This window comes from Pseudomonas sp. KD5 (assembly GCF_012932895.1).
In the GTDB taxonomy this organism is placed as follows: domain Bacteria; phylum Pseudomonadota; class Gammaproteobacteria; order Pseudomonadales; family Pseudomonadaceae; genus Aquipseudomonas.
Genome location: NZ_JDWJ01000023.1, coordinates 25,277 through 32,003, shown reverse-complemented (window position 1 = coordinate 32,003; position 6,727 = coordinate 25,277). Strand labels below are relative to the sequence as shown.

Below are 6,727 nucleotides of genomic sequence, written 5' to 3'. Positions count from 1 at the left end.
GGCGGCGGGCCCACGGAGCAGGACCGGAGCGAGGGCATGCCGAGCCTAGGCGAGGCACCGAACGAAAGGGGCAAGAGCCCTTTGGTTACTTTGGGGCTTTTCCAAAGTGACCCGCCGTAAGGGCGGAACCCTAAGTAGCCGTTACCGCAGAAATGGATATGTACTCCCGATACCGTAGATGCGGGGCAAGTATCTGGGTTACCCACAATCCCTGTTAGCGCTTCTGTGGATAACATGTTCGCCCCTCGCTACACCCCACACCAATCAAGCCCTCCAGCCCCCAGTACAAAAAACAACCAGCCTAAGCCACGGTTTTTTCGGGCTTTTTCCACAGCATAACCTCGCTCACTGGCCGACACTTGCCCCCAATCTCTGTTGGCGCTTCTGTGGATAACATGTTCGCCCATCGCTACAGCCCATATGAATCGCGGCTTTCAGTAGGTTGATCAAATATTGTCCAATTCGACGTTTTCCCCCACTAATCCTCCCGCAAACCCCGAATTCTCGCGGGTTTCAGCGGTTTTCCACAGAACCCGAAAAGTTGCCCCCAAAGTCTGTTGGTGCTTCTGTGGATAAGGTGTTCGCCATCCCCTGTACGCTATGTAAAACGTGACCTGCAAGCTTCTGATTAAAAAATAACCAGTGTCTGGCTAAAACCCTGCTTCTGGATAAGTCACGGTTTTTCTTCGGTTTTTGTGAATAGATTTAGCCTGTCACCCGCAGTTGTCCCCATTTGCTGTGGGTGGAGATGTGGATAACTTGTTCGCTGAACCCTGTAAGCCACGGCCCGTATAGGCCGGAACGCGATAGATCAGATTTCATACAGTTCTAAGGCACTTCCTTGACTTCGATCTGTCGCCTGTCTTCACTCTCATCGCATAAGGACAACTGTCACTTATCCACATCTGGTTCAGGGAGAACGCGTGATGGATAGCCAGCCACATCATCGCTTGCACCAAAGCCCCTGCACGACCTGTGTCCCGACATCCGCCACCTTGTTGCACAAGCGGATTCATCGTCGCGCCGCCAATCAGCGCGCTCGTCTATAGCACCTGGCCCCCTGATGCCATAACGCCGCTGCCATTGAGGCCCGACCGTGCCCGGTGACCAGGCGTTTGTTCGTCTATCGATTGCAGGCAACCGCAGAGTTGCCCCATCTGCCCGAGAGGAAATGACCCATGACACGGATCGCCACGCCCATCAGCGATATCAAGGAACATTACGACGTGATCGTCATTGGCTCCGGCTACGGCGGCGGGATCGCGGCGTCGCGTCTGTCTCGGGCCGGCAAGCGGGTATGCCTGCTGGAGCGAGGCCGGGAAATCCAGCCCGGCGAATACCCCAATACGATGCTGGCGGCCACTGAAGAGCTACAAGTGCATGACCCGGACGGGCACATCGGCTCGCGCACCGGGCTGTTCGACCTGCACGTCAACGCCCAGCAGAACGTAGTGGTCGGTTGCGGTCTGGGCGGCACGTCGCTGATCAACGCCAACGTCGCGCTGGAACCGGAACCCGGTGTATTTGACGATCCGCGCTGGCCGCTGGCGGTGCGTGAACATCGCGACACGCTGCTCAAGGACGGTTACGCCCGGGCTCGGGAGATGCTCAAGCCCAATCCCTATCCGAAAACCGCTCCGACCTTGCCCAAACTCGAGGCTAACCAGAAGTCCGCCGATTACCTCAAGCAAGGCGCACACTTCTACAAGCCGCCGATCAACGTGACCTTCGACAAACTGCCGAACAACCTCAACCACGTCGGCGTCGAGCAATTGCCGTGCAACCACTGCGGCGACTGCGTTTCGGGCTGTAACAACAAGGCCAAGAACACCACGTTGATGAATTACCTGCCGGATGCCTGCAACCACGGCGCGGAGATTTTCTGCCAGGCCGAGGTCCGGCATCTGGAGCGCGACGGCGATGGCTGGATCGTGCACTTCCAATACCTGGACAGCGGCCGCGAGAAATTCTCCGCGCCGACGCTGTTCGTCAAGGCGGACATCGTCGTGGTGTCGGCCGGCACCCTGGGTTCCACCGAAATCCTCCTGCGCTCTCGGGACAAAGGCCTGTCGACGTCCAATCAGCTTGGCGAAAACATGAGCGGCAACGGCGACATCCTCGGTTTCGGCCACAACTGCGATGAAACGATCAACGGCATCGGTTTCGGTGCCCATCCGGCCAAGGAGATGAAACCGGTCGGCCCGTGCATCACCTCGATCATCGACATGCGCACCGAAGGCGACTGGCGCAGCCGCATGGTCATCGAAGAAGGCTCGATTCCCGGCGCACTCGGCCGGCCCATGGTGCCGAGCATGGCCACATTCGCCGGATTGATCGGCAAACCCACCGATGACAGCTTCACCGGCAAGCTCAAGTACGCCGAGCGCGAAGCCGAAAGTTTCCTGCGTGGCCCGTACCACGGCGCCCTGCACAACATGCAGACCTACCTGATCATGAGCCACGACGATGGCAAGGGCCGCATGGTGCTCGACAGCAAGGATCAGTTGCGCATCGACTGGCCGGGTGTTGGCGAGCAGGAAAACGTCAAGATCGGCAACGAGCGTTTGCACCAGAGCACCAAGGCCTTGGGCGGGATCTGGGTCGAGAACCCGATCTGGACCGAGCTGCTCAAACACAGCATCGTTTCCGTGCACCCATTGGGCGGTTGTGTGATGGGCGAGGATGCGACGCAAGGCGTGGTCAACCACAAGGGCCAGGTGTTCAGCGGCGTCAGCGGCACCGATGTCTATGCCGGGCTGTACGTGGCCGACGGCGCGGTGATCCCGACCTCACTGGCGGTCAATCCGTTGCTGACCATCTCCGCCGTGAGCGAGCGCAACATGGGGCTGCTGGCGGCCGATCGTGGTTGGCACATCGACTACACGTTGCCCTCGGCACCGCGCAAACCGGTGGTGGCACCGACCCTCGGCGTGCAGTTCACCGAAACCATGAAGGGCTATTTCTCCAAAGATTTCACCCAGCCCCAGGGCACCGATCTCAAGCTCTACGAAGCGGCGGCCAAACGCGGCAAGTCGGATAACTCGCCGATCGAGTTCACCCTGACCATCACCGCCAACGACCTCAATCGCATGATCAAGGAGCCGGAACATGCCGCGACACTGGTCGGCACCCTGGATGCGCCGGGCCTGTCGCCAGAGCCGCTGACTGCCAGCAACGGCGTGTTCAATCTGTTCGAGGAGTATCAGGAACAGGTTGGCGTGCGGCACATGAATTACGACATGAAGCTGACCGCCGAGGACGGCAGCGATTATTACTTCAGCGCATTCAAGACCGTGCCCGAAGACAACGGCGTGCTTAACGTCTGGCACGACACCAGTACGCTCTATGTGACGCTGTATCGCGGGCCGGACAAGACGGGCGAGGTGATCGGCTCGGGGGTGATGCACATCGAGCCGGCCGATTTTGCCAAGCAGATGACCACCATGAAGGTGCTCAACGCGCGCAACGAACGCGAGCGCATTGAGGGGCTGGCGCGGTTCGGCAAGTTCTTCGCCGGCATTTTGTGGGAGAGCTACGGCGGGGTGTTCGCGGGCGACATCTACTTCAACCCTGATGCGCCGCCCCGGCAGAAACGGCCGCTGGATGCACCGACGCCGAGTGTGCAGTTCTTCCAGACCGAAGACAGCGTCCAGCTCCGCCTGACCCGTTATCAGGGCGGCAGCAAGGGGCCGGTGATGCTGGTGCATGGTTTGGGGGTGGGCTCGAATATTTTCTCTACCGACACCATCCAGACCAACCTGCTGGAATACCTGTGCAAGCACGAGTATGACGTCTGGCTCCTGGATTTCCGGGTCAGCATCCTGCTGCCGGCCAGCAAACATGAATGGAACGGCGACCAGATTGCCCAGTACGACTTCAAGGCCGCCATCGAGCATATCCAGCAGGCCACCCTCGCCGCTGACGTGCAGTGCGTGGTGCATTGCTACGGCGCGACGACCTTCTTCATGTCGCTGCTGGCCGGTTTGCAGGGCGTGCGCTCGGTGGTCTGTTCGCAGATCGCTGCGGACACGGTGGTCGCCACGGCAACAGGGCTGAAGGCCGGTCTGCATTTGCCGGGGATGCTCGACGCCATCGGCATCAAATCCCTCACCGCGTATGCCGACAACAAGGAGAGCTGGTTCAACAAACTCTACGACAAGGCCCTCAACATCTACGCCCGCATCGAGGCTCAAGGCTACTGCACCAACCCGGTGTGCCACCGCATCACCTTCATGTACGCGTCGCTGTACCGCCACGACACGCTCAACGAAACCTTGCACGACAACCTGCACGAGCTGTTCGGTGAGTCGAACATACAGACCTTTGAGCACTTGGCGCTGATCCTGCGCAAAGGCCATCTGGTGGACTTCAAGGGCCAGGACGTCTACATGCCGCACTTCGACCGGCTGACCATGCCGATCTGTTTCATCAGCGGCGAAGACAACCAGTGCTACTTGCCTGAAAGCACGCTCAAGACCTATGAGCGCGTGTGCAAAGTCCATGGACCGGAACGCTACAGCCGGCATGTGGTGCCGGGCTACGGGCATATCGACTGCATGTTCGGCAAGAACGCGGTGGTCGATGTGTACCCGATCATCCTGCAACACCTGGAGAAAACCGCCCTCGGCTAGCACTGCTCATCTGTGGCTTGGGGCTTGTTGTGGCGAGGGGGCTTGCCCCCGTTGGGCTGCGAAGCGGCCCCAAATCGGCAAATGCGGTCATTCAGGAACATTGCGATTGCATGTTTCACGACTGCTTCGCAGCCGAGCGCGAGCAAGCTCCCTCGCCACAATAGCCGTGTGCTGACTTGGGATTGGCGACTACAAGGAAATGGATGCCATGGACAGTTACATCCGCTGGTTTCAACGCTTCATCTGGATAGGCATCGCAATGAACATGGTCTTCGCGGTTCCGGCGCTGTTCGCGCCGGCGTTGCTGACCTCGATGCTCGGGATGCCTCCGCAGCTCTCCGATCCTTGGCTGGAGAACGCCGGCATGTTGCTGGTGGGGATCAGCCTTTTTTACATGCCGTCAGGCTTCAATGCCCCCAAATACGTGGTGCATTCGTGGCTGTGCGTATTGTCGCGGTTGGTCGCCGTGGCGTTCTGGATCTACCTGATCAACACCAGCAACCAGGCTCAGGTGTTCGTGCCGATGCTGCTGGGCGATCTGGGCATGTTCCTGATCCTCGGGATTCTGCTGTACCTGGGCAGCGCGCCGGCCAATCGGCCGTTCGCCCTGCTTCGCGATGGCTGGCGTGATTGGTGCGCAGCGTGGGCGCGACGCTGGCGGCGGCACAGCTTCAAGGTCGCCACGCTGGTCGTGGTGCTGGCGCTGGGGTTTATCGGCTACGAAACCTGGTACCAGATGCTGCGAGTGGTGCCGGCCGAGCAATACGCTTCTGACGAAGACCACTACAAATACGCCGCCATCGGCCTGGGCATCGAAGCACGGATTCCCTATTACCTGTTCGCCGTGTTGCCGCAGATGTGCCCGGAGAAACTGCCGAAGCCCGGCGGTTACGAAGTGTTCGGTTTCCTCTACGAGAACGGCAAGGACCTGCCGATCGGCATGGCCAAGCGGCAGATCGGCTACCCGACCGTGGAGCCCAATTGCGCCTTGTGCCACACCGGCTCCTACCGCGCCAATGCCAGCGACGTTGCTACCCCGGTGGCCTCCGCACCGGCCAATACCCTGCAACTGCAGGCCTTCCAGTGGTTCGCCTACGATTGCGCGAGCGACCCCAAATTCACGCCCGACGCGGTGATGACTGCGATCAACAGCAAGTTCCAGCTCGGGTTTTTCGAGCGCCTGTACAACCGCTACCTGATCATCCCGATGGCCACCAGCGCGCTGATCAAACAGAAGCAGGCCTATGCCTGGCAGAAGCTGCGCGCACCGCAGGGGCCGGGACGTACCGACACTTTCAACCCGACGAAAATGGTGGTGTTCGGCTTCCCGGATGACTCGACCATCGGCACCGTCGACCTGCCGCAAGTCTGGAACCAGAAACCCCGGGAATCGCTGTACCTGCACTGGGACGGCAACAACAACGATATCCATGAGCGTAACTACGCGGCGGCCATGGCCGTGGGCGCGACGCCGGAGTCGGTGCTGCCGGACAGTTTCAACCGGGTGACCAATTGGCTGCTGGGCCACAAGGCACCAGCCTGGCCGTTCGCGCTGGATCAGGCCAAGGTCGCCCGGGGTAAGCCGGTCTGGGAAAAAAATTGTGCCGGTTGCCATGACTTCGGCCGCACCGATACCGGTCAGGTCACCACCACGATTGATGAGCTGGGCACCGATCCCCATCGGCTGAACTCGTTCACCACCGGTTTAGTGACAGCCTTCCACGGCTTCAAGAAACCGCCGTTCGACTTTGGTGCTTACCGCAAGACCCAGAGCTACAGCAATACGCCCACCGACGGCATCTGGTTGCGCGCGCCGTACTTGCACAACGGCTCGGTGCCGACCCTGTGGGATTTGCTGCAGCCGCCGGAACTGCGGCCGCAGGTGTTCTTCACCGGTTCCGACATTTACGACAAGGACAAGGTCGGCTTCATCACCAGTGGCGAGCAGGTGAAAGCCTCGGCGGACTTCAAATACGACACGCGCCTGGAGGGCAACCACAACGGTGGCCACCTGTACGGCACGCAGTTGTCGGAACTCGATAAGCGGGCGCTCATCGAGTTCATGAAAACCCTGTGATTCCACTACGGATGGAGGA

At 60.0% G+C, this 6,727-nt stretch carries 2 protein-coding genes; both read left to right on the top strand.

Annotated features, from left to right (window positions below):
* Window positions 1-1,178: 1,178 nt before the first annotated feature.
* Window positions 1,179-4,631, top strand: a complete 3,453-nt coding sequence (locus AF70_RS29420) for a GMC family oxidoreductase N-terminal domain-containing protein (RefSeq protein WP_019580678.1) — start codon at window positions 1,179-1,181, stop codon at window positions 4,629-4,631.
* Window positions 4,632-4,839: 208 nt separating this feature from the next.
* Entirely contained in the window at window positions 4,840-6,708 is a 1,869-nt protein-coding gene (locus AF70_RS29415) for a hypothetical protein (protein WP_028939051.1), read from the top strand.
* The last annotated feature ends 19 nt before the right edge of the window (window positions 6,709-6,727 follow it).

Bases quoted from the DNA above. Each gene is read 5' to 3' on its own strand.
- AF70_RS29415 (WP_028939051.1), top strand. From the start codon at position 4,840: ATGGACAGTTACATCCGCTGGTTTCAACGCTTCATCTGGATAGGCATC.
- AF70_RS29420 (WP_019580678.1), top strand. From the start codon at position 1,179: ATGACACGGATCGCCACGCCCATCAGCGATATCAAGGAACATTACGAC.